This is a genomic window from Paenibacillus thermotolerans, from assembly GCF_028745515.1.
Lineage (GTDB): Bacteria > Bacillota > Bacilli > Paenibacillales > YIM-B00363 > Paenibacillus_AE > Paenibacillus_AE thermotolerans.
Map to the genome: position 1 here is coordinate 45,842 of NZ_JAQZSG010000028.1, position 26,427 is coordinate 72,268.

The 26,427-nt window shown below is 56.2% G+C and carries 18 protein-coding genes; 14 read left to right on the plus strand and 4 right to left on the minus strand.

Going from position 1 to position 26,427, the window contains the following annotated elements; genetic code table 11:
• On the minus strand, positions 1 to 1,038 hold the full coding sequence (locus tag PT964_RS19970; protein WP_274365118.1) for a carbohydrate-binding family 9-like protein: 1,038 nt from the start codon (positions 1,036 to 1,038) through the stop codon (positions 1 to 3).
• Positions 1,039 to 1,228: 190 nt separating this feature from the next.
• Between PT964_RS19970 and PT964_RS19975 the strand changes: the two genes are divergently transcribed.
• From PT964_RS19975 to PT964_RS20005, 7 genes are all read left to right on the plus strand, one after another.
• On the plus strand, positions 1,229 to 2,701 hold the full coding sequence (locus PT964_RS19975; RefSeq protein WP_274365119.1) for an arylsulfatase: 1,473 nt from the start codon (positions 1,229 to 1,231) through the stop codon (positions 2,699 to 2,701).
• A 27-nt stretch (positions 2,702 to 2,728) separates the two neighbouring features.
• Positions 2,729 to 3,553: an MBL fold metallo-hydrolase gene (locus PT964_RS19980; RefSeq protein WP_274365120.1), complete on the plus strand. Its 825-nt coding sequence runs from the start codon at positions 2,729 to 2,731 to the stop codon at positions 3,551 to 3,553.
• A gap of 386 nt (positions 3,554 to 3,939) precedes the next feature.
• A complete protein-coding gene (locus PT964_RS19985) occupies positions 3,940 to 4,974 on the plus strand; it encodes a glycoside hydrolase family 18 protein (RefSeq protein WP_274365121.1) in 1,035 nt (344 codons plus the stop codon).
• 150 nt (positions 4,975 to 5,124) lie between these two features.
• On the plus strand, positions 5,125 to 6,786 hold the full coding sequence (locus tag PT964_RS19990) for a DUF4091 domain-containing protein (protein WP_274365122.1): 1,662 nt from the start codon (positions 5,125 to 5,127) through the stop codon (positions 6,784 to 6,786).
• 107 nt (positions 6,787 to 6,893) lie between these two features.
• Entirely contained in the window at positions 6,894 to 7,505 is a 612-nt protein-coding gene (locus tag PT964_RS19995) for a GDSL-type esterase/lipase family protein (RefSeq protein WP_274365123.1), read from the plus strand.
• A 6-nt stretch (positions 7,506 to 7,511) separates the two neighbouring features.
• Positions 7,512 to 7,814: a hypothetical protein gene (locus PT964_RS20000; RefSeq protein WP_274365124.1), complete on the plus strand. Its 303-nt coding sequence runs from the start codon at positions 7,512 to 7,514 to the stop codon at positions 7,812 to 7,814.
• Entirely contained in the window at positions 7,811 to 8,614 is an 804-nt protein-coding gene (locus PT964_RS20005) for a glycoside hydrolase family 16 protein (protein WP_274365125.1), read from the plus strand. The genes PT964_RS20000 and PT964_RS20005 overlap by 4 nt, the downstream gene beginning before the upstream one ends.
• A 1-nt stretch (position 8,615) precedes the next feature.
• Here PT964_RS20005 and PT964_RS20010 read toward each other — a convergent pair whose 3' ends face one another.
• The gene (locus PT964_RS20010; protein ID WP_274365126.1) at positions 8,616 to 9,464 is read right to left on the minus strand and encodes a helix-turn-helix domain-containing protein; all 849 of its coding nucleotides are present in this window, start codon (positions 9,462 to 9,464) and stop codon (positions 8,616 to 8,618) included.
• Between the two features lie 148 nt (positions 9,465 to 9,612).
• On the opposite strand from PT964_RS20010, the gene PT964_RS20015 reads away from it, so the two are divergent.
• The 3 genes from PT964_RS20015 to PT964_RS20025 all read left to right on the plus strand — a co-directional run bounded on the left by PT964_RS20015 (position 9,613) and on the right by PT964_RS20025 (position 15,394).
• Entirely contained in the window at positions 9,613 to 11,949 is a 2,337-nt protein-coding gene (locus tag PT964_RS20015) for a glycoside hydrolase family 95 protein (RefSeq protein WP_274365127.1), read from the plus strand.
• Positions 11,950 to 11,990: 41 nt separating this feature from the next.
• Positions 11,991 to 13,751 carry a glycoside hydrolase family 35 protein gene (locus PT964_RS20020; RefSeq protein WP_274365128.1) on the plus strand — a complete coding sequence of 587 codons (1,761 nt, stop codon included), beginning with the start codon at positions 11,991 to 11,993 and terminating at the stop codon, positions 13,749 to 13,751.
• A 227-nt stretch (positions 13,752 to 13,978) separates the two neighbouring features.
• The gene (locus tag PT964_RS20025) at positions 13,979 to 15,394 is read left to right on the plus strand and encodes a HEAT repeat domain-containing protein (protein ID WP_274365129.1); all 1,416 of its coding nucleotides are present in this window, start codon (positions 13,979 to 13,981) and stop codon (positions 15,392 to 15,394) included.
• Between the two features lie 51 nt (positions 15,395 to 15,445).
• On the opposite strand, the gene PT964_RS20030 is transcribed toward PT964_RS20025, so the two are convergent.
• Entirely contained in the window at positions 15,446 to 16,291 is an 846-nt protein-coding gene (locus PT964_RS20030) for an AraC family transcriptional regulator (protein ID WP_274365130.1), read from the minus strand.
• 70 nt (positions 16,292 to 16,361) lie between these two features.
• On the opposite strand from PT964_RS20030, the gene PT964_RS20035 reads away from it, so the two are divergent.
• The 4 genes from PT964_RS20035 to PT964_RS20050 all read left to right on the plus strand — a co-directional run bounded on the left by PT964_RS20035 (position 16,362) and on the right by PT964_RS20050 (position 26,128).
• On the plus strand, positions 16,362 to 20,282 hold the full coding sequence (locus PT964_RS20035; protein WP_274365131.1) for a glycoside hydrolase family 2 TIM barrel-domain containing protein: 3,921 nt from the start codon (positions 16,362 to 16,364) through the stop codon (positions 20,280 to 20,282).
• A 169-nt stretch (positions 20,283 to 20,451) separates the two neighbouring features.
• Positions 20,452 to 21,687, plus strand: coding sequence for a GntR family transcriptional regulator (locus PT964_RS20040; RefSeq protein WP_274365132.1), 1,236 nt, complete (start codon positions 20,452 to 20,454; stop codon positions 21,685 to 21,687).
• A 255-nt stretch (positions 21,688 to 21,942) separates the two neighbouring features.
• Positions 21,943 to 23,955, plus strand: coding sequence for a glutaminase family protein (locus PT964_RS20045; protein WP_274365133.1), 2,013 nt, complete (start codon positions 21,943 to 21,945; stop codon positions 23,953 to 23,955).
• A 118-nt stretch (positions 23,956 to 24,073) separates the two neighbouring features.
• Complete coding sequence (locus PT964_RS20050) at positions 24,074 to 26,128, plus strand: GxGYxYP domain-containing protein (RefSeq protein WP_274365134.1); 2,055 nt, start codon at positions 24,074 to 24,076, stop codon at positions 26,126 to 26,128.
• A 107-nt stretch (positions 26,129 to 26,235) separates the two neighbouring features.
• Here PT964_RS20050 and PT964_RS20055 read toward each other — a convergent pair.
• A partial coding sequence (locus tag PT964_RS20055; RefSeq protein ID WP_274365135.1) for a hypothetical protein occupies positions 26,236 to 26,427 on the minus strand: 192 nt, incomplete at its 5' end.

Here is a 26,427-nt window from a genome sequence, read left to right on the forward strand (position 1 = left end):
TCATTCCCTCCATACTTTTCCGTCTTCCCGAATATAGATCGTCGACGTTCCATCCTTGGCCGGAGCCGATGCCAGGAACGTCCGCGAAGTAATTTCCAGCTTCGTTCCTTGAGGCAGCTCATTCTCTTTCAGCAATGCGCCGGGATCTCCGTGGAAGCGTCCGTGCTCCGCCGCATACTGCCGCTGTCGGTAGTACAGCTTGCGAAGCCCCCATTTGATCGCTTCGTCCTCGGGAATCGGCGGCGCATCTTGGGCCGGAGCGTTCCCGTCCGCGAAAAAGACGTAGCCCCAAAGCTCGGGATAATGCATATTGATAATGCCTTGCGGCGACCAGACCCAGTTGTCCTCAGGATACGGTTTGCCTGTGCGGGGATCGAGCTTCTTCACGTACTTCCCGTCTTTGATCTCCACTTGCCATTGAACGCGGGAAAAATTGATCCGCCAAAATTCGCCGGGCTTCGGGGGGCGGCCTCCGGGCGCGCACTCTTTAAGCGCTTCCCACGGCATAGCGACTTCTACGCTCCATGCGCGGTTGTCGGCGGAAGGATCGTTCAGCTTGCCGTCGATATGCACCGCCGTGCGAATGCCGCGGATATCCCACCCGTTGATCGGAGGGCCGTTATCGCGGTACGGCTTGACGAGCAGAAGGTCCCAAACGGTATTTAAGGCGTTCATTTCGAACTCGTAGTAGTTATGGGTGTCTCCGTCCGGGTCGATAAAAATTTCAAAGTCGTTGTCGTGAAATATGACCGAATCTCTCTCGGTCAGCGTCGCCCATATTTCATCGTCTTCCAGCAAAGCGCCGAAATACAGAAACTCGTCGTCCCAAAGCATCTTTACACGCGTCCGCTTCGCGGGAGCGGGCTTCAAGTCGCCTTCGATATCTACGAATGGTTCGGTCCAGCCGGCCTGTTCCCAGAACGGCTTATCCAGCCGTCCGTCAAGCTCGCCAAGCGGCTGCGCCGATTTTTTGCAAACGTATCGGTTCGGGTTATACGCTTTCATATTCGGTTCCGGAACTGCGCTTCTGATCGTCATCACGTCCTCGTTTGGTATAATCTATTGAAGTTTTTCTTTAGACAAACGTCTACTATGGTATATCATAATGGATAAATAATGATTTTAAAATATACTTCTTAAACGAAAGTTTCTCCGAAAGGAGAACGGCATGAAGTGGAAGAAATGTAAGTAGAATTACTATCCACTTAAAAAAAAGGAGCGAGAGAGCATGAGCGAGCGGCCTAACCTTCTATTGATTTCTGTAGACCAAATGCGCGGCGATTGCCTAAGTGTCCTCGATCATCCGATCGTGCAGACGCCGAACCTCGATCAGCTGTCGCGCAGCGGCGTGCTGTTTCGCCGGGCGTACACTTCGGCCCCAAGCTGCATTCCGGCCCGAGCCGCGATCTTCACGGGAATGAGCCCGGCTCGTCACGGACGCGTCGGATATCAGGACAAGGTGCCGTGGAACTACGAGCATACGCTGCCCGGCGAGCTGACCAAAGCCGGGTATCAGACGCAATGCGTCGGCAAGATGCACGTGTATCCGGCAAGAAACCGCTGCGGCTTCGACAACGTCGTCCTGCACGACGGGTATTTGCATTACAACCGGAACCGGTCGCGAACGTCCGCCGCGGAGCATTACGACAGCGTCGACGACTATGTGCCGTGGCTGCGGGAGCGTGCGGGGAGCGCGGCGGATTTGCTGGACCTCGGGCTCGACTGCAACGCGTCGACGATGGCGCGCCCGTGGCATCTTCCGGAAGCGCTTCATCCGACGAATTGGACCGTTGCGCAATCGGCGGAGTTTTTGCGCCGCAGAGACCCTACGTCGCCGTTCTTCCTGTGGATGTCGTTCGTGCGCCCTCATCCGCCGTTCGATCCGCCGCAAGCGTATCTCGATTTGTACGACGAGGCGGACATTCCGGACCCGATCGTCGGAGAGTGGGCCGAAACGCTTGATCCGAACCGCAGCGGACTGGATCCGATTACGGCGTCAGGCATCGTGCCTTCGAAGAGGCTGAAGAAGGCGATGGCCGCTTACTACGCTTTGATTACACACGTAGACCATCAGATCGGCCGGTTCCTGCAGCTGCTGGACGAATACGGCTTGACCGGCAATACGATCATACTGTTCGTTTCCGATCACGGCGAGCTACTCGGGGATCATAACCTGTTTCGGAAATCGCTCCCGTACGAAGGCAGCGCGAACGTTCCGTTCATTGTTGCGGACCCCGGCAACCGGCTCGGACTGAAGCGGGGCTCTGTGGTCGACCGCGTCGTCGAGCTGCGGGACATTATGCCGACGCTGCTGGACGCCGCGGGAGTGCCGATTCCGGACACCGTCGAAGGCGCGAGCCTGCTGCCGATTTCGCGCGGAGAGGCGGCTGCCTGGCGGGAATATATTCACGGCGAGCATCTTGCGGGACATCAATCGAACCACTACTTGACGGACGGAAAAGACAAATATATATGGTTTTCTCAGACGGGCGCGGAGCAGCTGTTCGATTTGGCGGCCGACCCGAACGAGCTTGTCGATTTGGCGCAGTCGCCCGAGCACGCCCGGCGGCTCGACGCTTGGCGAAGCCGGCTCATTGCCGAGCTGAACGGGCGGGAAGAAGGCTACAGCGACGGACGGCGGCTCTTTGCGGGAAGAAAGGCAAAGCCGGTGCTCGATCATGTGCTTGCCATGCGCGGCTGAAACGTATGTAACGGGAGGAATGATGAGATGAAGGTGCATTTTTTAGGAACGGCTGCTTTCGAAGGAATACCGTCATTATTTTGCCGATGCGAATTGTGCCGCAAGGCCAAGCAGCTGGGAGGTCCGAATATTCGCACGAGGACGTCGGTGCAAATCGACGATAAGCTGAAAATCGACTTCCCGCCCGACACGTACCTGCACATGCTGCGCGACGGGCTCGATTTGGAGAACGTAAAGGATTTGATCTTGACTCACTCGCATTCCGATCACTTGTACCCCGAAGACTTGGTCGCCCGTCTGCCCGGGTACGCCCAATCCGCCGAGCATACGATCCATATGTACGGGCACGACCTGCCGCTGACGAGCAGCGCTCGCATGCTGCAGCTGGAAGGCGGCGCGGCGGGCAAATTCGCGTTCCACCGCGTTCAGCCGTTCGAGCGGACGGTGCTGCAGGGCACCTCCGCCGCGATCGTGCCGCTGCCCGCCAGCCACGCCCCGCTGGAGACTTGCTTGCTGTACTATATTGAGAAAGAAGGCAAGACGATTTTGTACGGGCACGACAGCGGCTGGTTTCCGGAATCGACGATCGAATGGTTGAAGGGCAGGCGGCTCGACTTGGCGATCCTGGAATGTACGGTCGGCAAAAGCCCGCACCGGACCTCGCACATGAATATCGATGCCGTGCTTGAAACGAAAGCTTGGTTTGAGGAAGCGGGCGTAATGAACCCGGGCGGCAAAATCGCCGTCACCCATTTTTCGCACAACGCCGGGCTGCTGCATGAGGATTTGCAGGCGATATTCCATCCTCACGGGATTATCGTCGCTTACGACGGGATGATTTTGGAGCTGTAACTTCAAAATAACGGACATCACGGACGCTAAATCGCCCATTTGCCCGTCGCCAAACAGCTAACGGACGTCACGGCCGCTAACCCCCGATTTTTGGCGCTTATCCGTGCATTTTCGAGGCAATAACTGCAGTGGTGTCCGTTAAAACCGTCAACACGATCCAAAACGCCGAATAACTGCGTCTATGTCCGTTACGTTAGAGCGATCCGCCGGCCATCCGAATTGGATAAGTCCGATGATGCTCGTAATAAAAGGACGACGAAGGCGTTTTCTTATTTGGTATATTCTATCATGGAATAATGATGGAAAAATCAAGACAGTTGGTATATCATAATGAGGGGAAATGCACTCATATAATATATTTAACAGGAATGAGAGGAAGCGAAACGATGACTGCACGGGAATATATTGTCGCGGGGTATGCCGGAGACGGCTCGCTGCCGGGCATCACCGCGGAGGATGCAAAGAAGCTGACGCACTTGAATGTCGCTTTCGGGCACGTTCGCAACGACGAAATCCGATTTGACCATTTGAAGCATCTGAACGAGCTGCACCGGCTGAAGGAGATCAATCCGAGCTTGATTATTTTGCTGTCGATCGGCGGCTGGAGCGCCGGAGGCTTCTCCGAGGCGGCGTCGACCGAAGCAGGAAGAAGCGCTATGGCCCGCACCGCGCTGGATGTTTTGAAAGCGCATCCGTTCGACGGCATCGACCTCGATTGGGAGTATCCTTGCTACGGAGAAGCCGGGATCGGGTCGTCGCCCGACGATAAGGAAAATTTCACGCTTTTGTTAAAGGACATGAGAGAGGCGCTGGACCGTCAAGGGGAGCGGGACGGACGCCATTATTTGCTTACGATCGCGGCGGGGGCAGACCAATATTATATCGACGGAACGGAAATGAGCGAGGTTCAAAAATATTTGGATTTCGTCCAGCTGATGACCTACGATATGCGTGGCGGCTTCCAAACGCTTACGGGCCATCACACGAACCTGTACACGCCGACGGGAGACTTGTTCCGGATCAGCGTGGACGCATCGGTGCGCATGTTCCACAAGGCAGGCGTTCCGCTTGAAAAAATCGTCATCGGCGCCGCGTTCTACTCCCGGATGTGGAAGAACGTTCCGGACCGAAACAACGGCTTCCTGCAAATGACGACGAGCTCCGGCGGTTACGGCCCCGATTACTCCGGACTCGCTTCCGACTATATCGGTAAAAACGGATTTATCCGTTACTGGGACGATGAAGCGAAGGCGCCGTTCTTGTTTGACGGCAGCACGTTCATTACGTATGACGACGAGGAGTCGCTGGCTCACAAATGCGAATACGTTAAGAAGGAAGCGCTTGCCGGCGTGATGTTTTGGGAATATAAGTGCGACAAAACCGGCAATTTGCTGGATGCGATCTACAAGGGGCTTCGGTAAATCCCCGGCGGGCGTCAGCGGCCGGATCAAAGGCACCGTCGTTGTACGGCGCCTGCAAGGCGATTTGGGGCTGCGGGGGCTCGAGAAAATCGATAATATCATTCTATCTGCATAAGCAAGCAGCATAAAACCGCTGAGGAGGTATGAAGGATGCCGCTGGAATTTCGTTTTGAGACAAGATGCTTAAGTTCTTTATCGAAGGTGTTCGCGGATGCGGAGCTGAGGGACGCGCCGTTCTCCGAAGCGTCCGCGCTGGCGAACGAGGTGTTTTCGTTCCAGGTTGCGTATCGGTCGGAACGCCGCTTGGAGGCGGTTCGCGCAAGAGTGGAGGGCGATTTTGGCGGCAGGGTGACAGTGCGCGCCGTCGGTCTCGCTCCGTCCAACTTGCCGATTCAGCATCATGATCATGACGGGTACATTCTCCGCTCGAAGGCGGGGCTGTTTCCCGACCCGCTGTATGAGCTCGGCGGCGAACCGTTTCGCGTCTACCCCGAGCAATGGCGATCGCTCTGGGTGACCGTAAGGCTGCAAGAGGATATTGCGCCGGGGCCGCATGACATCGGCATCGTGCTCGAGACGACGGACGGAACGGAGCTCGGCCGCGAAACGTTCCGGCTCCACGTCATTCCGGCGTCCTTGCCGAAGCAGCGGCTCGTTCACACCCAGTGGTTCCATGTAGATTGCCTGTCTCACTACTACAATGTCGAGGTATGGAGCGAAGAGCATTGGCAGCTGATCGAGGCTTTCGTACGAACCGCGGTGAACCACGGCATCAACATGATCCTGACGCCGCTCTTTACGCCTCCGCTCGACACGCAGGTAGGCGGCGAACGGTTAACCGTACAATTGATCGATGTCGAAAAGTCGGGCGATACGTACCGGTTCGGTTTTGAACGGCTGAAGCGGTGGGTGGAGCTGTGCGATCGCTGCGGCGTGGAATATTTTGAAATGTCGCATCTGTTTACCCAGTGGGGCGCCAAGCACGCTCCGAAAATTATCGCCGCGGTGAACGGAGAATCGAAGCGTATTTTCGGCTGGGAAACGGATGCGGGCGGTGCCGAATACAGCGGCTTTCTTCATCAGTTTCTACCGCAGCTGGCCGATTGGATCCGCGAGAGCGGACTCGCGAAGCGGGTGTACTTCCATATTTCGGACGAGCCGAGTTTGGATCAGCTCGAATCGTACGAGACGGCGAGCCGAATCGTCGGCGCCCATCTGTCCGATTTTCCGGTGATCGACGCCTTGTCGAATTACGAATTTTATGAGAAGGGACTCGTTAAGGTTCCGATTCCGGCGAACGATCATATCGAACCGTTCTTGGCCGGCGGCGTGAGTCCGCTGTGGACGTATTATTGCTGCGCGCAAACCCAGAAGGTGTCGAACCGGTTTTTCTCCTTCCCGTCGGCGCGCAACCGGATTCTCGGCCTGCAGCTGTACAAATTCGACATCGCCGGATTTTTGCATTGGGGCTATAACTTCTACAACTCCCAATATTCGATTCGACCGCTCAATCCGTTCGCCGAGACGGATGCGGGCGGAGCGTTCGCCTCCGGCGACGCGTTCCTTGTCTATCCGGGGGCGGACGGTCCGATCGATTCGATTCGCAGCGAGGTGCTCTACGAAGCGCTTCAGGATTTGCGGGCGCTGCAGCTGCTGGAGGAGCTCGCCGGCAAAGAACGGGCGATCGCCGTGCTTGAGCAAGGGCTTGAGCGGCCGATCACGTTCTCGGAGTATCCGAGAGAGCAGGAGCGGCTCCTTGCGATACGGGAGCGGGTGAACCGCGCCATAGCGGAATGCGTATCGCAAAGCTGACGGAAACGGACGATGCTTAAGTGACGAAAAACCCCAATGACGGAGTATCCGCTTATTGGGTTTTTTGTGCTGCTCGTGGGAGTAGGACTAACGAAGGGGCCTGGAAAATGAATGACAATTTGGATTTTTTATCTTTTCCGATGTACATGAGCCGTATGAGCTTGTTCGAAGCGTTGCCCGCCTCTGAGGGAGCAACTGTTTTTGTAGGTGACAGCTTAACGCAGCGCAACCAGTGGCATGAATTTTTTCCCGGCCTAGCGGTGCTGAACCGAGGGATTGATAGCGACCGTTCACTCGGTGTGCTGCGCCGGCTCGATCAAATCATTGCGTTGAAGCCTGCGAGCCTATTTTTAATGATCGGTATTAATGATGTTTACGATCGGAGAGATCCGAACCACATTCTAACAAACTACGAGACGATCATACGCCGAATAAAGACGGAATTGCCCGGAGCAAAGCTATTCATTCAAAGCTTGCTTCCCGTGAATCATAGCGTGTACGGCCACCCGGTGAACAATGATGATGTGAAAAGGATGAACGATAAGCTTGCCGAGCTTGCGGAGATCAATCAGGTCGTGTTTATCGATCTGTTTTCGAAGGTTCTGAAGGGCGGCGAGATGGATGAAAAGTATACCGTGGACGGGTGCCACTTGTCCGGTCAAGGGTATATGGCATGGGTGGAAATCATCAAGCCGTTTCTCATCCGGGAAGGGGACTAACGTCCAATGGAGACTGTAATATTACGCGTAACCGAATTCGGAGCGAAGCCGAACTCAGGCGAACAGCCGGAGGTGAGCGCCGTATCGGCGAAAAGCATAAGGGGGCTGGATTTGATCGGGAACCGGATCGAATGCGCGGCCGACATGAAACAATCCCAACCGGTGTTAAGCTTACGTGCTTGCAGCGAGGTGAGGGTTCGCGGGAACGTTTTAGAAGGGGAAGGGCTCGTTCGTGAAGTGTTACTGAAGGAGATGTCCCCGGAAGATGTAGACATGATGCCGAGCGAAGGGTTGCGTATACGAACATGAAAAAAGGTACGGTTATGTCCACAGGTCTAGTTCTAACGCTGTTGCTGGCGATCGGTGTTTGGGTTGCGGCATGCGGCAGGGACGATGGGGATATAAAGGAGGAAACGATGGGCGTGAAAAAGGAAGGCTGGAGGCTGACGTTTGAGGATCAGTTTGACGGGGAGACGCTGGATGCGGCCAAGTGGGCTCACGCGCCGGAATGGGTGCGCAAAGACGGACAATGGTCGAACGAGGAAGCGTTTTTGGACGGAAAAGGGCAGTTGATTATTCAAATCAGCGAAAGAGACGGCAAGTACTATTCCGGCGCGGTTCGAACGAGGGGGCTGTTTGAGCAGGCATACGGCTATTACGAAATTCGCGCGAAAATTCCGAAAGAGGAAGGCTTCTGGACCGCGTTCTGGCTTATGTCCGATACGGTAGGCAACGTTGGGGACGGGGGCAGAGACGGGACGGAGATCGATATATTCGAGTCGCCTTTCGCCAAGAAGGGGGATTATATTCAGCACGCCTTGCATTGGGACGGATACGAGCAAGATCATAAGAGCGCCGGCAAGGAGGCTTATGTGCCGGGCATTTACGAAGGCTACCATACGTTCGCGCTGGAGTGGAATGCGGATGAATATATATTTTACATTGACGATCAAGAAACTTGGCGAACGAACGCAGGCGGTGTCTCCCAAGTGCCGGCTTATATGAAAATAACCGCAGAGGTCGGCGACTGGGCCGGAAATATTAAGAACGCGGCGCTTCCCGCACGATTAGAGGTAGATTATGTTCGCGTTTACGAGAGGGAGACGTAATCTACTTAAATCGCGCTTGGTGCTCCGAAGGCACGATTCCGAAGCTTCTGCGGAACAGCCGGGCGAAGTAGACCGGCTCCATGCCGATATGGGCGGCTGCCTGACGGACCGTCATACTCGGGTTTTCCGCCAGCATCTGGGCGGCGGTTTGCAGCCGGAGGCGCTGCAAATATTGAAGCGGCGTCGTCCCGTGCTTCTGTTGGAACAGGCGGGAAAGCTGTTTGGACGAATAACCGAAATGCGAGGAAAGCTCGGCCATCGTTACATCGCGCTGCAAGAAGTCGTGCAAAAACAGTACGACGCTTTCCACGAGCGAATCGGGATAGCGGACCGGCCGGGCGGTCGCCTGCATGCTGCCGGCGCCGCGGGGGACGGTTTGCTTGTTCAGCTCCAGACAGAACGAAAGGAACAGCTCGGCGGAGCGCCAACCTTCCGAATCCGGGCCGGCTTGCGCCCATATTTGCTCCAGAAGCTCATATAGCCTACCCGTATGCTTTACCGCTTGATGAAAAGGCTCCCCGCCGAATCCGAAGCTTTCCAGCAATCCGGGACGATGCTCGTCGAAGCTGACGTAACCGATAAACCAAGGCTCCTCGCCTTGCGGCAAATATTCGTGCGGCACGCCGGCCGGAATATAAAAAAACGAATCAGGCTCGATGATGTCCCATTGGTCCTGCCCGCGGCGCTTGAATACGCCCGTGCCGGAGAACGTTATAAACAGCTGATCTGCGGAAAAACCGTTCAGCCGCGTAGTCGGCGGCTGAAGCTCGGTCCCGACGGTGTACACCGTTACGGGGATATGTTGTTCCGCCGTGCGGCGGCGGTTGGCTCTGAGCGGCAGCAGCTTCACGAGGAATCCACCTCTGCGGAAAATGTCCGTTTTGTACGGTATTTTGTCTGTTTTGGTTTCTATAAAGCAGTAGTATATCACATCTATAATGGATGTACAGATTGTGCGTCAGTCATGGGGAACAATCCTGTCCGAGGGGAGTGAAAGCATGAGGCTGTGGTATGACCGTCCTTCGACGGTTTCGGAGGCGGGCGGTCTTGAAAGCTGGAACCGGGCGCTGCCGATCGGTAACGGCCGCCTGGGCGCGATGGTGTACGGGGATTGGCCGGACGAGCGGCTGCAGGTTAACGAGCAATCGATTTGGGCCGGGCCTCCGCTGCCCGGAAATAGGAAAGGGGCGGGCGAAGCCGTTCGCCGGGCCAGGGAGCTGCTGTTTGCGGGCAACGTTGCGGAAGCGGAGCGGGTCGTCCGAGAGAAGGTGCTTCACCCGCACACCGGACCGCGCAGCTATCAGCCGTTCGGAGATATAACGCTTCACGCATTGGACGCCTCACCGGGATTTCGTGCCGAACAGTACGAGCGGGAGCTGTGCCTGGATACGGCGATTGCTTCCGTGTCGTACGTTCAAGACGGGGTTCGGTACCGCCGGGAAGCGTTCTCCAGCGCGGTCGATCAGGTGCTCGTCATTAGATTGGAGGCGGAGGGCGAGGGAAAGCTTCATACACGCGTCGACTTGTCGCGCGAAGCGGACGCTTCGGCTTCGGTTAAAGGTACGAACCGCATCGTTCTCGCCGGACAAGCATCGCACGAGGGCGCGCATCCCGGCGTCAAGTTCGCGGGCGTCCTGCATGTCGGCGTTGAGGGAGGTTCGGTCGCGCCCGAGGAAGGGGGCATCGCCGTTCGCGGTGCAGACGCGGTGACGTTGCTGCTGGCCGTCCGCACCGATTACCGGTTCTCCGATCCGTTTCGGCCGCTGGAGGGCGACTTGGCCGCACAGTGCGAGGCCGATCTGGAACAGGCGCTGCGCAAAACATACGAACAGCTAAAGCAAGACCATATCGCGGAATACGGCAGCATGTTCCGGCGGGTCGAGCTGCGTCTGGTGAGCGGCACGGAGGAGGCGGCACGTCAGCTGCAGGATTCCCGGCCGACGGATCAACGATTGGAAGCGGTCCGCCGGGGCGAGGAAGATGCCGGCCTCATCCCGTTGTTATTTCAGTTCGGAAGGTATTTGCTCATCTCCTCGAGCAGGCCGGGGTGCATGCCCGCCAACTTGCAGGGCATCTGGAACCCGCACATGAAGGCGCCTTGGGACAGCGATTATCATATCAATATTAATCTTCAAATGAATTATTGGCCTTCGCAGGTTGGGAATCTTGCGGAATGCCACCTGCCGTATTTCGATCTGGTCGAAGGCCTTGTGCCCGCCGGAAGGGAAACGGCGCGGGAAGTATACGGCTGCCGAGGCTTTGTGGCGCATTATACGACCGACGCTTGGCTGTTTACGGCCCCGCTCGGAGGCATCGTATACGGCATGTGGCCGATGGGGGCGGGCTGGTGCGTCAGAGATTTCATGGAATATTACCGGTTTACGGGGGACCGCGAATTTTTGCGCAGCCGGGCCTTCCCGATCTTGAAGGAAGCGGCGGCGTTCTACCTGGATTGGCTGGTCGAGCATCCGGAAACCGGACAGTTGGTGTCGGGTCCTTCCGTATCTCCTGAAAACTCGTACGTGACGCCCGACGGAGGCACGGCGAGCTTGTGCATGGCGCCGGCCATGGACCAGCAAATCATTTGGGACGTGTTCACGAACGTCTTGGAAGCGGCGGAGGAGCTGGGCGAACGGGATGAGTTTTCGGCCCGGGTGGAGGAAGTCCGAAGCCGCCTCGCCTTGCCGGGGATCGGCCGCGACGGCCGCCTCATGGAATGGTGCGAGGAGCTCGTGGAGGCGGAGCCGGGTCACCGACATATTTCTCATTTATACGGCTTGCATCCGGGAGCGCAGTATACGTACGCTTCCGCTCCGGACATGATGGAGGCGGCGCGCCGATCGCTTGAATACCGGCTGGGGCACGGCGGCGGACATACCGGCTGGAGCCGCGCCTGGATCGTCAACTTCTGGTCCCGGCTCAAGGATGCGGAGCAGGCTCGCCGCAATTTGGAGCTGCTGCTCGCGCAGTCGATTCTTCCGAATTTGTTCGACAACCATCCGCCGTTCCAAATCGACGGCAACTTCGGGGCGACGGCGGGCATAGCGGAGATGCTTCTGCAGAGCCATGCCGGGAAGCTGGAGCTGCTGCCGGCACTTCCGAAGGCGTGGAGCGAAGGCGAAGTGAAAGGTCTCCGGGCGCGCGGCGGCTTCGAGGTCGACATACAGTGGCGGCACGGGAAGCTGCTGCGCTGCACGGTCACTTCATCCAACGGAAGAAGGTGCGCCGTCGATTACGCGGGTTCAAGCATCGTATTCGGCACTTGCGCGGGAGCGTCATACGTCATTGAGCTGTCCGATGCGGAGCAGCCGGCTTTAACGGTCAGGCAGCTGTAATTGGATATGGAATTCATTTTGTTACGAGCGAGGGATGAGAGATGAGTTTGCTTACAGTGAAAGACAAGCAGTTTTACTTGGACGGTGAGCCGCTGCACATCTTGTCGGGGGCAATCCATTATTTTCGCGTCGTACCCGAGTATTGGAAGGACCGGCTGCTGAAGCTGAAGGCGTGCGGCTTTAACACGGTGGAAACGTATATTGCCTGGAATTTTCATGAACCGGAGGAGGGCAAGTTCCGCTTCGACCATATGGCGGACGTGGCCGGCTTCATTCGCTTGGCGGGGGAGCTCGGGCTTCACGTCATCGTGCGGCCGAGCCCTTACATTTGCGCGGAATGGGAGTTCGGCGGATTGCCGGCCTGGCTGCTCAAAGACTCCAACATTCGTCTGCGCTGCTGCGACCCCTTATTCTTAGAAAAGGTCGACGCCTATTACGACGTGCTGATTCCGATTCTAGTGCCGCTGCTCAGCACGAACGGCGGACCGATTATCGCGGTGCAGATCGAGAATGAATACGGCAGCTACGGCAACGACAGCAACTATTTGGAGCATCTCAAGAACGGCTTGATCGAAAGAGGCGTCGACGTACTGCTGTTTACTTCGGACGGTCCGGAAGACTCGATGCTCCAAGGCGGGACGCTGCCGGATGTAACGGCGACCGTAAACTTCGGTTCACGGGCGGACGATGCGTTCATGAAGCTGAGACAATACCGTTCAGACGATCCGCTGGTATGCATGGAATTCTGGAACGGCTGGTTCGATCATTGGATGGAGCAGCATCATACCCGAGACGCCCAAGATGTCGCGAACGTGTTCGAGGACATGCTGAAAGCCGGCGCGTCCGTCAACTTCTTTATGTTCCACGGCGGAACGAATTTCGGCTTTTACAACGGAGCGAATCACGGAGAACGCTATGAGCCGACCGTTACGAGCTACGATTACGACTGTCTGCTGACCGAATGGGGGACGCCGACGCAGAAATTCACTCTCGTCCGCGAGGTGATGGCCCGGTACGCCGACATCGGCCATACCGAGCTGCCGCAGCCGATTCCGATCAAGCGGTACGGCGACGTAAAGCTGGCTCAATCGGCCGGCTTATTCGACCAGCTTGACCGGCTGTCGAATCCGGTGCGGAGAACGTGCCCGGAGCCGATGGAGAAGGTCGGGCAAAACTACGGCTTCATATTGTATTCCACCCATGTTTCCGGTCCGAGGGGCGGAGCTCAGCTGACGCTGCAGGACGTTCACGACCGGGCGCTTGTATTTATCGATGGGGCGTATATCGGAACGGTAGAGCGATGGAAGCCGCAGCCGCTCACGGTCAAAATTCCGGCGGGAGGCGCAAGGCTCGACATCCTCGTCGAGAACATGGGACGGGTCAATTACGGTCCTTATCTCAAGGACTATAAGGGAATTACGGAAGGCGTAAGGCTGAACAATCAATTTCTGTTTGATTGGACGATTTACCCGCTGCCGCTGACGGACCTTGGCGGTCTGCAATTTTCGGCGGCGGAGGACGGCGGGCAATATACGGCCGTGGGCGCAAAGCCGGCGTTCTACAAAGGAACGATCGGCATTGACGAAACGGCCGATACGTTTATCCGTCTTGACGGCTGGACGAAGGGCGTCGTCTATGTGAACGGCTTCAACCTCGGGCGATATTGGAATGTCGGGCCGCAGAAAACTTTATACGTCCCGGCGCCGCTGCTTCGCAAGGGAGAGAATGAAATTATCGTGTTCGAGCTGCACGGAAATACGGCGCACGATACGGTTGTTTTGACGGATGCCCCTGAGCTGTAGAACATTCGCCGCAATGAGGTTAATTTTGTGCAAAAGTGCCTTAGAATCCTCAGTGGGACTTTTCCCGCCTGCATTTTAAGATTAAAGAAGAATTGTTTTCATGAAATGAACAACAATTCTTTAATCGCAAGAAAACCTTCCGCTAATCGCGGTGTTGCTTCTGTGGATTGGCATCGAAAGAGGTTTTCTTATAATTTGGGTAATTGAAACGGGAGGGCTCAGTTACGATGGCGGAAAACAAACCGTTGCTTCTAACCGACGAACAGATGAGGAAATTTATTGCGGAAGGCTTTTTGATTTTACAAACGGATTTTTCCAAGGGATTCCACGATTCGCTGTTCGAGCAATTGAAGAAGGTGTACACCGAGGAAGGCAATCCGGGCAACAACTTGCTGCCGCGCATTCGGGAGCTGCAGAAGGTGTTCGACCATCCGGTCATTACGGGAGCGCTTACCAGCGTGCTCGGACCGAACTATATGCTGCATACGCACCGGCACGGCCATTACAACGCCGAACCGAAGCCGGGCGGCTGGCATAAGGACAGCTATTGGGGCTACAGCAGGGCGCGCAACCATCATCCGTGGTGGGCGATGGTCATGTATTTCCCGCAGGATACGCCTGTGGAGCTCGGACCGACGAGCGTCATGCCCGGCACGCAAAATTACGCGACGCGCACGTTCGAATCCGACGAGCATCCCGGCGAAGCGCTGGCAAGCGGCGAAGCCGGCACGTTCGCGCTCATCCATTACGACATTTGGCACCGTTCGACGTCTAACAAGCTTGGCACGCCGCGCTACATGCTGAAGTTCGAGTTCATGCGAACGGTTGCTCCCGCTGCGCCGAGCTGGGACAATCGGGAGACGTCGTGGAAAGCGCCGAACGATTTGAACGTGCCGATCGCCCGGCATGACCTCATGTGGGAGGAAACCTGGAACTGGATGTCGGGCAAAATCGGCAGCCTTGCAGGCACGCTGCCGGAGGACGAAGCCGCCATTCAAGCGCTCGCAAAGCAGCTGGAGGATTCGTTCGAGCCGAATGCGATCAATGCGGCCTACGAGCTGGCCTGCAGAGGGGCTAAAGGAACGCAGGCGCTGTTGCAAGCGCTGCGGCACGAGAACGCCATCGTCATCCGCACGGCCGCATACGGATTGGCGGCTGCGGGCGAAGGAGCGGTGAAAGGTTTGATCGAAGCGTTGAACGATCCGAACGCCGAGACGGTCAACCGCGCAGCGTTCGCGCTCGGGGAGCTGCGGCATCTTGCCGCCGAGGCGCTGCCGAACATCGCGGCTTTGCTCGATCATCCTTCGGAGGTCGTAAGGCGTACGGCGGTCGACGCGCTCGGCATGCTAGGCACGTCCGACGCGGCTGCAGACGCAGCGGTATCCGGCTTGATCCGCGGCCTCGCGGATGAAGACGTGCAGGTTCGCTTCATGTCGGGGCTGGCGCTCTCGCGTCTCGGCGCGGCTGCCGCACCGGCGGTGCCGGCGCTGGCGAAGGCGCTCGACGACGAGAACCGGTACGTCCGGGGGCACGCACTGGAAGCGCTCCGATACATCGGAACGGAAGAAGCGAAAAACCTGCTGATCAAAGAGCTGTTTAATGCCCGCTGGTGCCCGTCCACTACGCCGGCCAGCACGTTCTAGCATAAAAAAATGAAGCATCTTGCCGCGGATAAAGCGGCAGGATGCTTTTATTTACGGCAGCATGACGCGGTACTCGGAAGGCGCAAAGCCGGTATGCTCCTTGAACGTTCTGGAGAAGTAGGACACTTCCATGCCTACGGCGTCCGCGACCGCGGAAATTGTCGCGTTCGTGAACGTAAGCAGCCGCTTCGCCTTCTCGATCCGCTGCCGGTTCAAATATTGAATCGGCGAATAGCCGGTCGTTTCTTTAAAAATTTTAATGAAGTAGTTCGGATGAAAGTGGGCGAGCTGCGCCAGCTGCTCCACGGACAGCGACTCGGCCAGGTGTTCGTCGATATATTGCAGCACGAGGTTCATTTTGCCCATCGAATTGGCCGCTTGCGTGTTCAGCTTGACGGACTCGCCGCTTTCAATAAACAGTGCGATGATTTCGAGCAGGACCGAGTGGACGCGAATATTCGCGGTTACACCCGAATCTTGCGCGCAGCGGATCAGCCGCTCGAACAAGCGCTTCATATGCTCGGGATCGTCGATGTCGACCACCGTTTGCGTCTCTACGATGCGAAACAGCGGATATTCGCCGATGTCGGCGGTGAAATGGCACCAATATTTGCCGAAGGTGTCGCCGCCGATCGTTCCATACGATTGAAGGGCTTTAGCGGGCAGCAGGCAAAGCTGTCCGGGCTTCGGGTAATACGTACGGTCGCCGACCTTCACGTAGCCTTCGCCTTCCATTACAAAGTACAGTTTATTGAACTCGGGCACATAATTGTCCTCGTTCCATGTGATCGGGACTTTCGTATAGGTGGCTACGGACAAATCCAGCTTTACGTTGCCGATTTGCTTTTTCCAAAATTGCTCTTGCGGAGTCGTCTGCGTCATCGCGGCTTTCATCATTCCCTAACTGACAATTCTTGTAATGCCATTATACATGATTTGACGAAATCGGAGAGGAACGTTATAACCTATGGGCAGCAAAATTCCATTTAACGACAATTGGCGGTTTCAACTCGAAACGAACGGCCCGCTTGCCGGGGCGGAGCAGGCCGGGTATGACGACTCGGCATGGCGCGAACTCAACGTGCCGCACGACTGGAGCATTGAGCTCGAATTTAATCAAGGCTCCCCCGCAACTCACGAAGGCGGTTATTTGGACGGCGGCGTCGCATGGTACCGGAAGGCGTTTACGCTGCCGCGCGCGCTGGCGGACAAGCGGCTGTCGATCGATTTCGACGGCGTATATATGGACAGCGCCGTTTATTTGAACGGGGAGCTGCTCGGCGCGTATCCGTACGGCTATAACGGGTTCAGCATCGATATGAGCGGCAAAGCGCATACGGACGGAACGGAAAACGTGCTCGCCGTAAGAGTGAACAATACTCAGCCGAGCAGCCGGTGGTACTCCGGTAGCGGAATTTACAGAAACGTTTACTTGACGGTGCGGCATCCCGTTCATGCGGACCGGCACGGCGTCTTCGTGACGACGCCCGATTTGGAGGCGGACGTGAAGAAAGGTCGGGCGGGCGTACACATTGAAACGAAAGTGAAAAACGACTCCGGGGAACCGGCGAGTGTTGCGGTATGCTCGGTCATTTTGGATGAGGAAGGTACGGTTGCCGCAACGGTTCGGTCTAAGGAGACGACAGTGGAGAGCGGAGTCGTCGGGCGGTTATCGGTTGATGCCGTCATTGAGCAGCCTCGGCTTTGGAGCTTGGAGCGCCCCGTTCGTTATAAGCTTGTAACGGAGGTGCTGGTGAACGGGCAGACGACGGATGTGTGCGAAACGCCGTTCGGGCTCCGGTACTTTTCGTTCGACGCGGACGAAGGGTTTTCGCTGAACGGGCGGCATATGAAGCTGCACGGCGTCTGCATGCACCACGATCTGGGGGCGCTCGGAGCGGCGGTGAACGCACGGGCGGTAGAACGGCAAATGCAGATCATGAAGGAGATGGGCGTGAACGCCATTCGGGTGACGCACAATCCCGCCTGCGACGAGCTGATCGAGGCGTGCAACCGGATCGGGCTGCTTGTCGTGGAGGAAGCGTTCGACACCTGGAACATTTCCAAGAAGGAGTACGATTACGGCCGGTTTTTCGCCGCTTGGGCGGAGCATGACATCAAGGAAATGGTACACAGGCACAAGAACGAGCCGTCGGTCATCATGTGGTCGATCGGCAACGAAATATACGACACGACCGGTCCGGGAGGCTTGGAGATCGCGCGCAAGCTGGTGAGATGGGTCAAGGAGGCCGATCCGACCCGGCCGACGACGATCGGCGAGGATAAGACGAGAGGCGACAAAGTCACCGTTACGGCTTTGAACGAATATATCGAGGAAATTTTCAACACGGTCGATGTGGTCGGGTTGAATTACTCCGAAAACAATTATCAAGGCTACCATGAGCTGCATCCGGAATGGAAGCTGTACGGCTCGGAAACGTCTTCCGCAACGCGCTCGAGAGGGGTTTATACGCATCCGTACGATTACAATATGAGCAAGACGTACGCGGATGCGCAGCAGTCGTCCTACGACAACGATTACGTCGCTTGGGGCAGAACGGCGGAGGATGCGTGGAAAAGGGAGCGCGATCTGAAGCACATCGCGGGGCAGTTCATATGGACGGGCTTCGATTATATCGGAGAGCCTACGCCTTACTATAACGCGTTCCCGTCCAAGAGCTCCTATTTCGGGGCGGTGGATACGGCAGGGTTTCCGAAAGATATTTATTACTACTATCAAAGCCAGTGGAGCGACAAGCCGATGGTTCGTCTGCTGCCGCATTGGAACTGGAGCGAAGGAGAAACCGTTCGCGTGCTTGTGTATACGAACGCGCGGAAGGCGGAGCTGCTGCTGAACGGCGAGTCGCTCGGAGAGCGAAGCTTCGAGGCGAAGCGTACGTCATGGGGAGCGCCTTACCTGGAAACCGAAGACGGCAAAACGTACTTGGAGTGGGCCGTTCCGTTCCGGCCGGGTACTCTCATGGCGGTGGCGAAGGACGAGAACGGCGCGGTTGTCGGTACGGACTTAGCGGAAACGGCGGGGGCGCCGGCCGCCGTTCGGCTTACGGCCGATCGTTCCACGGTGCTCGCGGACGGGAAGGACCTGGCGTTCGTTACGGCCGAAATCGTGGATGCTGCCGGCCGCGTCGTGCCGACGGCGGGCCATTTGATTCGTTTCGAAGCGGAGGGCTGCGGAGAGCTCGCCGGCGTCGACAACGGAGATGCCGCCAGCGTCGAGCCGTACAAGGCGAACCGGCGGAAGGCGTTTCACGGTAAAGCGCTGGCGATCGTGCAGGCGCTTCGGCAGCCGGGCGAGATCGTGCTGCGCGCAAGCTCCGAAGGGCTTGCCGGCGATGCGATCCGCATCGGCTCCGCGGCGCCTGCGCGAAGCGCCAAGCTGATCGCCGCGGAGCTGACGGTGAGCCACGACAGCTTGCTTGCCGGCGAAAGCGTCGAGCTTGCAGTTACCGGCATGCTTGATTCCGGCGAGCTTGTGCGGCTTCCGGGGGCGTCGGCGGTTTACCGTTATGACGGCGAGCTGCTGCGAATCGGCGGCGGAACGCTGGCTGCGCTGCGTGAGGGTGATGCGCGCGTGTCGGCGACCGTTACGTACGAGGGAGTTACCGTGGAGACGCCGGAGCTTCGCCTGCGGATATGGAGCGCGTCGGCAGTGAAGACGGTTGTCGCCTTCGATGCCGTGCGCGTCGTCGTGAACAAAGGGGAAGCGCCGAAGCTTCCGGCTGCCGTGCAGGTGCGGTTTAACGCAGGCGCGCCGGAGGATCGGGCCGTGCTGTGGGATACTGTGGACGAGGCGCTGCTGGAGCGGCCCGGCGCGTTCACCGTGCGGGGCGATGTCGAAGGAACCGGCGCGCAAGCCGAAGCTTTGGTGATCGTGAAGGGCGCGATTGCGATCGAGAAGGTCAGCGCGGCCGTGTTGAGCAAGCAGCGTCCGGCGCTGCCCGAGACGGTAACTGTCTATTTTAGCGACGGAACGGAACAGAAGCGGCCGGTCCGCTGGGAGGCGGTCGCCGCTGAGGCGGAGCTTCGTCCCGGCAGCGTGCTGCGCGTAGCAGGCACGATAGAAGGAGGGGAGCTCGCCGCTGAAGCCGTTGTGCGGGTTACCGATGAGGTCGGCATCGCCCACAACATCAGCAGGGCAAAGAACGGGTACGATTACCCGAAGGCGGAAGCTTCGTATACGTGCGCCGACCCCGGTTCGGAGGATACCGTCGCCGCGATTCACGACGACGTTATTTCCTACGGGGAGCATCCCCATAACCGATGGTCCAACCTTCATGACGTACCGCGTTTGAACGATTGGGTTGCGGTGACGTTCGGAGATTTCGGCCCTGTCGAGCATGAGGTGGACGAAGTGGAGATTCATTGGGTCGAGAACGGCCGGCTGTCCCCTCCTTCCGGCGTATCCGTTCAATATCGGTCGGGCGACGAATGGAAACCCGTCGACGGGCTTAGCGGCAATCCCGAGGTTCCGGCAGCCGGGCAACCGTGCATGTACACGTTCGAACGGGTACGAACCTCGGCTATTCGGGTCGATATGACTGCGAAGCCGGGGAAAGGAATTGCCGTAACCGAGCTGAAGGTGTTCGACAAGCGGGCGAAGGCTTACGGAGAGCCGAACGTTGCCGACATTACGCTCGGCGGCCGAAGCATCCTTCATAGCTTTCAGAAAGTAAGCGCCGGGTACGAATGCGTCGTTACGCTTGACGTTCCGGGCGAGCCGCCGGCGCTTGATGCGATCGGCGGAGAGCATGCCGCCGTTACCGTTGTGCCGCCCGTGCCGGCCGCCGGAGGGCGGATGAAGGCGCGGGTGATCGCCCGCTCGGAGGACGGCAAGAAGACGGCAGTATATGCCGTGATATTCGAATAGATCGAAAATTGCAACGAGGAGAGAGAGAAGAGAAGTACAAGATCGGAAATCGATTCTTGTACTTCTCTTTTTTTGTCGGATAGGAGCAATGGACCATTGAGACGAATTGACCTAATGACATAAATGACATATTATTAATGTGATTCATGAATAGATAGGAGATCGATGTATGAGCAACGATAGGCAGCCGTTATACATGAAAATACAGGAGCATTTTAAAGACCTTATTCTTAAAGGCGAATTAAAGGAAAACGATAAAATTCCTTCGGAAAAAGAGCTGATGGAGCAGTTCGAAGTCAGCCGGATTACGGTTGCCAATGCATTGATCCAATTGGCGAAGGAGGGCTGGATCAACCGGATTCCGGGACGGGGCAGTTTCGTGAGCGAGGGAATCGGTGACAGGTTGTCCGACCTTAACGTTCGGAAGGAATCGGGCCCGCATCATCAAGCGGCCACCGCCGCGGCGCATCACACGATAACCGGTGCAACCGAGATGCGCTTGGGAAAAGGAGCGGCAGTCGATTCGGTCCGTAAGGAACGCAGGAAGATAATCGGACTCATTATGCCCGTTCTTGTCGATTACTTTGCTTTACGCTTAATCAGCGGGATCAACAGAGTGATAGAAGGAAGTCCCTATCGCCTGCAAATTGTACAAACTTACAACTCGATCGAACGGGAAAAAGAGGCGATCATCGATTTTATCGAAATGGGTGCGTCCGGATTAATCATTTTTCCTTCCGACGCAGAGACGTACAATGAAGAAATTTTAGCGCTGAAGCTGAAAGGATATCCGTTCGTACTGATCGACAGATATTTTCCCGGCGTCGAGACGAACATTGTGCGCAGCGACGGTTTTATCGGAGGAAAGCTCGCCGTGGACTATCTTTGGAGCCTGGGACATCGGGATATCGCGATTTGCGCGGATTCTCCGCTTCCGACGATTACGGTGGAGGACCGGATCAACGGATATATGGAAGGTTTAAAGCAGCAGCAAGCCATGATCAACCCTGCCTTAATCCTTACCGATTTTACCGTCGATTATAACGGAATCGACGCAGAGCACCCCTTGTATAGATTTATCAAGAACGGGATGGCTACTGCTTTTATTACGCTCAACGGCAGGCTTGGATTGCATATCCATGCGATTTGCAGACAGCTTGGAATCCGCGTTCCGGAAGATGTTTCCGTCCTTACGTTCGACGATCCGTCTCCCGAGCTGGACGAGTTCGGCTATTTCTCGCACATCAGCCAGTCGGAAGGAATGATGGGCGAAGAGGCGGCCAACATGTTGTTACGTTTGCTTGAGGATCGTTCCGAGCAAGATCAAAGATACCGTAAAGTCATTTTGAAACCGGAATTCATTGAGCGCCGTTCGACGGGACCTGTAAAAAATCGTATTGACTAATATAATCAATATGTCTATCATGTCAATAAGTGGAATGAAAAACGGTACAGAGGAACGGCGCCTTTTTCTGTATTAGCAGCAATGGGGAACAGCGAAGCCCGGTATATTGACAATAGCCGGATGGGCGGGCATGCGGCGTGCGGCATGCGATCCCTTTCCGGAACCGGGGCTTGTTACTATATGGAAATGTAAGCGTTGTCAAACCTCTGCCGTTCGCAATCATTTTATGAAATAAAAGATAGGAGAAGATGGAGTATGACTTTCATTCGTCCGCCTGCAGTACCGTTAGTGACGGTTGATCCGTACTTTAGCGTATGGTCCATGACGGACCGATTGACCGACGATTTTACAAGACATTGGACCGGCAAACGCCATGCAATGACCGGATTGATTATGATCGACGGCGTTCCGTGGAGATTTGCCGGCAAAGTTGAGCCGAACCCGGAAAATTATTATGCCGAACCGAAGCCGATGACGCAGCAAGAAGTTAACGTAACGCCTTTGACGACCGTGTATCGGTTTGAAGCGGCCGGAGTCGGCTTGGACGTAAGCTTTACAACGCCTTTGCTGTTAGATGATTTGGATGTTTTGTCCAGACCCGCATCCTACGTTCGGTTTTCGGTCCGTTCGATCGACGCCAGGCCGCATCGCGTGCAAATATATTTTGACGTTACCGGCGAATGGTGCGTCAACTCCTCCGATCAGAAGGTAGTTTCGCAGAAGGAGGAGATCCGGGGGCTGGACGCGCTTCGAATGAGTCATGAAGAGCAAGCTTATTTGAACCGTTCGGGAGACGATTTGAGAATCGATTGGGGACAGTTTTATTTGGCGGTAAACCGTTCACCCGAAATCCGAACGTTTATTGATACGGCGGATATCAGAAAACAATTTGTAAGGAAAGGCGACATTGCTTCGTCCGATCGGATCGATATGCCTCAAGCGGTGCGGCAGCGCTATCCGGTTATGGCCCTCGTTTGGGATTGCGGCGAGCTTTGGGCCGACCCGGTGTCGAATACAGCCGTCTTGGCGTATGACGATGAATATGCCATCGAATATTTCGGCGATAAGCTTCAGGCGTACTGGAAAAGAAACGGGATGTCGGCTGCAGACATGTTGTCGGCCGCTTTCGCGGAATATGCCGGCATTATGGCGCGCTGCGACGCTTTCGACCGGCAGCTGCGTGAAGAAGGAGTTCGCGCGGGCGGGGAGAAGTACGCGGAGCTTCTTGCGCTCGCGTACCGGCAAGCGATCGCCGCGCACAAGCTGGTTACGGACCGGGACGGGAACATTTTGTTTATGTCCAAGGAATGCTTCAGCAACGGCTGCATCGCCACCGTCGATGTGAGCTACCCGTCCGTCCCTTTGTTTCTGCTTTATAATCCCGAGCTGGTCAAGGGCATGATGAGACCGATCTTTAAGTATGCGGCAAGCGACGCCTGGCCGTTCGAATTCGCTCCGCACGATGTCGGACAATATCCGCTCGCGAACGGGCAAGTGTACGCCAATAACGCTAGGGAAGGGCAAATGCCCGTCGAGGAATGCGGGAACATGCTCGTTATGGCGGCGGCGGTCGCCTTGGCGGAAAACAGCTCCGATTTCGCGCAAGAGCACTGGGAGCTCTTGTCCCGCTGGGCGAACTATTTGCTTGAGCACGGTATGGATCCCGAGAACCAGCTTTGCACGGATGATTTTGCCGGCCATTTGGCGAGAAACGCCAATTTATCGATTAAGGCGATCATGGGTATAGCAAGCTGTTCGCTTCTGCTGGACCGGATGGGGCGCACCGACGAAGCGGAACGCTACTCCAAGGCGGCCAAGGAAATGGCGATCAAGTGGAGCGGCATGGCTGATGACCGGGACCATTATGTGCTTGCCTTCGAACGGGCGGGAACTTGGAGCTTAAAGTACAACCTGGTTTGGGACTATATTTTCGGCACGCATCTATTCGATGAAGCCGTTGCGCAGAAGGAAGTCGCATGGTACTTGGCAAAAGGCAACGAATTCGGAATTCCTCTGGACAGCAGAGCTGCATATACGAAAGCCGATTGGTTGGTATGGGCGGCAACTCTGGCATCCGAACAAGATCAATTTATAAGATTGATCGAGCCGTTGTGGGATGCGCTGAATGAAACGCATGATCGAGTCCCTTTCACGGATTGGTACGATACGAAGACGGCCCGTCAGGTCGGATTTCAGCATCGGAGCGTCGTAGGAGGGATTTATATCAAGCTCCTGAAGGACAAATGGGTCCGGGAACACCAAAAGTAACATATCTTCTCTGAGTTTAAGGAGGTATCGTTTTTGAGAATGCCCGGAAGGGAGGGGGGAGCTTGAGAGGTTAAAAACGATAATTCCTTAAATATAAAAGAAAATGGGGTGATCCGTTATGTTTCGAAAGATGACATCCGTTTGCCTTGCTTTCGTTTGCACTACATTGATTATGTCCGGCGTTTCCGCCGAATCCGCTTCAGATGTGCGGTTGGGCTCCGTTACGTGGCCGACCGGGCAAGCTTTGCCAAGCTTTGCGAAGCCTAAACAGCTGCAAGTTGCCGAAATGGTTGACGCGCCGGGCGACATCAAGCTGCTTCTGGCCACCCTTCAAGGGATCGTTAACCGCGAAGAGCCTCGCATGTATTTGATCGAAAACGCGGAGGAAGGCAAGTATACTTGGCTGAACGATTTGAATGTCCCGTACACCGTACACGAAGATTATTGGGATCTCGTCGCCATGTTCAAGGACGAAGTGAAAGGCGTCGTCGTTTACGATCCGTCGGTTCCGGATTCCATCAACGTGGCGACAACACTCGCAGGGGTAAAGGATGCCGTCGCCACAAGCCCGGAAGTCGCCGAAATATTGACCGCTTCCCCATACGATATGACGGTGGTCGAAGACCTGCGGGGCAAATTCAAAGATCGGATCGATGCTTATACTTGGCAGTTCGAGCATCTTTGGAGCGAGACGAGCCACCGCATGCTGGTAGGACTAAGTCCTAACGTATCCGTAAAAATACCGCCGGGCCTTCCCGCCTCCTTCCGAGTCATTGCCGAGGAGACGACGCAAGAGCGCGGCGCCAAAAACCGGAAGACGTACGACCTCGATTTGTCCGAGTTTTTGGGCAAACCGTCCGTGTATCTTCGTTTCGACGATGCATTTCCGCAGGACGGTTGGGGGCCTGCCGTTCATGAGGTGACCGTGAAGGCCGACGGGCAGGTCATTGCGCAATTCATTCCCGGCACGCCGGAGGAAGAGCCGTTCTTGTACGACCGTCAAAGCTCTCAGCTTTCGTCGGGCAGCGGCGGACACCGTTTTGCCGACAACGGCCGTTATTTCGTATATCAATTTACTCCGCCGTCCGGGACAAAACAGCTCATCGCTTCCGTAGACATGTGGAACCAGTTCAAGGTTTCCGCCGGCAACGTGCAGCCGCCTTCTTCCGAGCTGAAGGAGCCGTACGGCTACCTTCGCGATTATGCGGTAGCGAACAGAGCGATGGTGTTCTGGCTGGAGTCGAACGTTCCGGAGCAGAAGGCGCTGTTCGAGAAAATTTTGTCCTCCGTCCAGCCGGGTACGCCGTATTTGGGTTGGTTCAGCAACGACGTAGAGGGCGAGTTCAGCGGTGTCGAGATCGCCTCCAGCTACGGCGTATACGTTCTCGCAGCCGATTGGTTCAGCAATATGTCGGTGTTCTCGGGAACGAAGCTGACCGAGCCTGCTCCGAAAGCGGCGGTGAAGGCGCCGGAGCTCGAAAATAAGATTTACGTTACTTACACGTTCAGCGAAGGCGACAACTTCCAATACAATCAGCATCGATTGCGGATTCTCTGGGACGATCCGAACCGGGGAAAGGTTCCGATCAATTGGACGTCCAGTCCGCTGCTTTACGACGGGGCTCCGGCCTTCTTGAATTATTATTTCAAGACGGCGACGGATAACGACCAAATCATTGCCGGACCTTCGGGCGCAGGTTATTTTTATCCGAACGTTTGGCCGGAGGATTCGTTCTCCAAGTTCTTGCAACGCACGTATCCGTATTTGGAGAAAACAGGCATGACGATTCCTTACGTCCTGAACCGAATTGACGGCGGGAACGTGCCGCTGAGCAAAGCGAAAGCGGACGCTTACAAGGATCAGTATCATGCTCCGGGGCTGTTCTTGAGCTGGGAAAACCGGCATGGCATCGAAGTGCTGGAGAACGGGCTTCCGGTTTCCGTCATTCATGGGATCAGCACCGTGGAGGACGGAAAGAGAATCCTGGACAATGCGAAGGCGAATTGGGACGGACAATCGCCGTTGTTCGTTTCTTTGGGATTGCTGGCTTGGAGTATGACCCCGTCGGATGTTCTCAGGCTCAACGAGTCGCTTGGGCAGGAGTTCGAGGCCGTCAGAGCGGACCAATATTTTACACTCGTTCGAGAAGCGTACGGGCTTCCGAAGCGGTAAAAGCCTTAGGGGGTTATTCCTGAACGACGGCAATCGTTCTAACGGACATGGATGCAGTTATTTAGCGTTCTGAATCGAGTTTTCAGTTTTAACGGACACCACAGCAGTTATTCCCTCGAAAAAGCGGCGATCAGCGTCAAAAATCGGGGTTTAGCGTCTGTGGTGTCCGTAAGCGAAATGGCGGCGGGCAAATTGACGATATAACGTCTGTGGCGTCCGTTAGCACAAAGAACCTGGCAGCGGTTGCCAGGTTCTTTGTTATGTACGCCCAGCATGGGCGTCATCTCTAGGGTGAAAGT

Excerpts from the sequence above, each read along its gene's own strand:
- PT964_RS19970 (WP_274365118.1), bottom strand. The coding sequence starts at position 1,038 with ATGACGATCAGAAGCGCAGTTCCGGAACCGAATATGAAAGCGTATAAC.
- PT964_RS19975 (WP_274365119.1), top strand. The coding sequence starts at position 1,229 with ATGAGCGAGCGGCCTAACCTTCTATTGATTTCTGTAGACCAAATGCGC.
- PT964_RS19980 (WP_274365120.1), top strand. The coding sequence starts at position 2,729 with ATGAAGGTGCATTTTTTAGGAACGGCTGCTTTCGAAGGAATACCGTCA.
- PT964_RS19985 (WP_274365121.1), top strand. The coding sequence starts at position 3,940 with ATGACTGCACGGGAATATATTGTCGCGGGGTATGCCGGAGACGGCTCG.
- PT964_RS19990 (WP_274365122.1), top strand. The coding sequence starts at position 5,125 with ATGCCGCTGGAATTTCGTTTTGAGACAAGATGCTTAAGTTCTTTATCG.
- PT964_RS19995 (WP_274365123.1), top strand. The coding sequence starts at position 6,894 with ATGAATGACAATTTGGATTTTTTATCTTTTCCGATGTACATGAGCCGT.
- PT964_RS20000 (WP_274365124.1), top strand. The coding sequence starts at position 7,512 with ATGGAGACTGTAATATTACGCGTAACCGAATTCGGAGCGAAGCCGAAC.
- PT964_RS20005 (WP_274365125.1), top strand. The coding sequence starts at position 7,811 with ATGAAAAAAGGTACGGTTATGTCCACAGGTCTAGTTCTAACGCTGTTG.
- PT964_RS20015 (WP_274365127.1), top strand. The coding sequence starts at position 9,613 with ATGAGGCTGTGGTATGACCGTCCTTCGACGGTTTCGGAGGCGGGCGGT.
- PT964_RS20020 (WP_274365128.1), top strand. The coding sequence starts at position 11,991 with ATGAGTTTGCTTACAGTGAAAGACAAGCAGTTTTACTTGGACGGTGAG.
- PT964_RS20025 (WP_274365129.1), top strand. The coding sequence starts at position 13,979 with ATGGCGGAAAACAAACCGTTGCTTCTAACCGACGAACAGATGAGGAAA.
- PT964_RS20030 (WP_274365130.1), bottom strand. The coding sequence starts at position 16,291 with ATGATGAAAGCCGCGATGACGCAGACGACTCCGCAAGAGCAATTTTGG.
- PT964_RS20035 (WP_274365131.1), top strand. The coding sequence starts at position 16,362 with ATGGGCAGCAAAATTCCATTTAACGACAATTGGCGGTTTCAACTCGAA.
- PT964_RS20040 (WP_274365132.1), top strand. The coding sequence starts at position 20,452 with ATGAGCAACGATAGGCAGCCGTTATACATGAAAATACAGGAGCATTTT.
- PT964_RS20045 (WP_274365133.1), top strand. The coding sequence starts at position 21,943 with ATGACTTTCATTCGTCCGCCTGCAGTACCGTTAGTGACGGTTGATCCG.
- PT964_RS20050 (WP_274365134.1), top strand. The coding sequence starts at position 24,074 with ATGTTTCGAAAGATGACATCCGTTTGCCTTGCTTTCGTTTGCACTACA.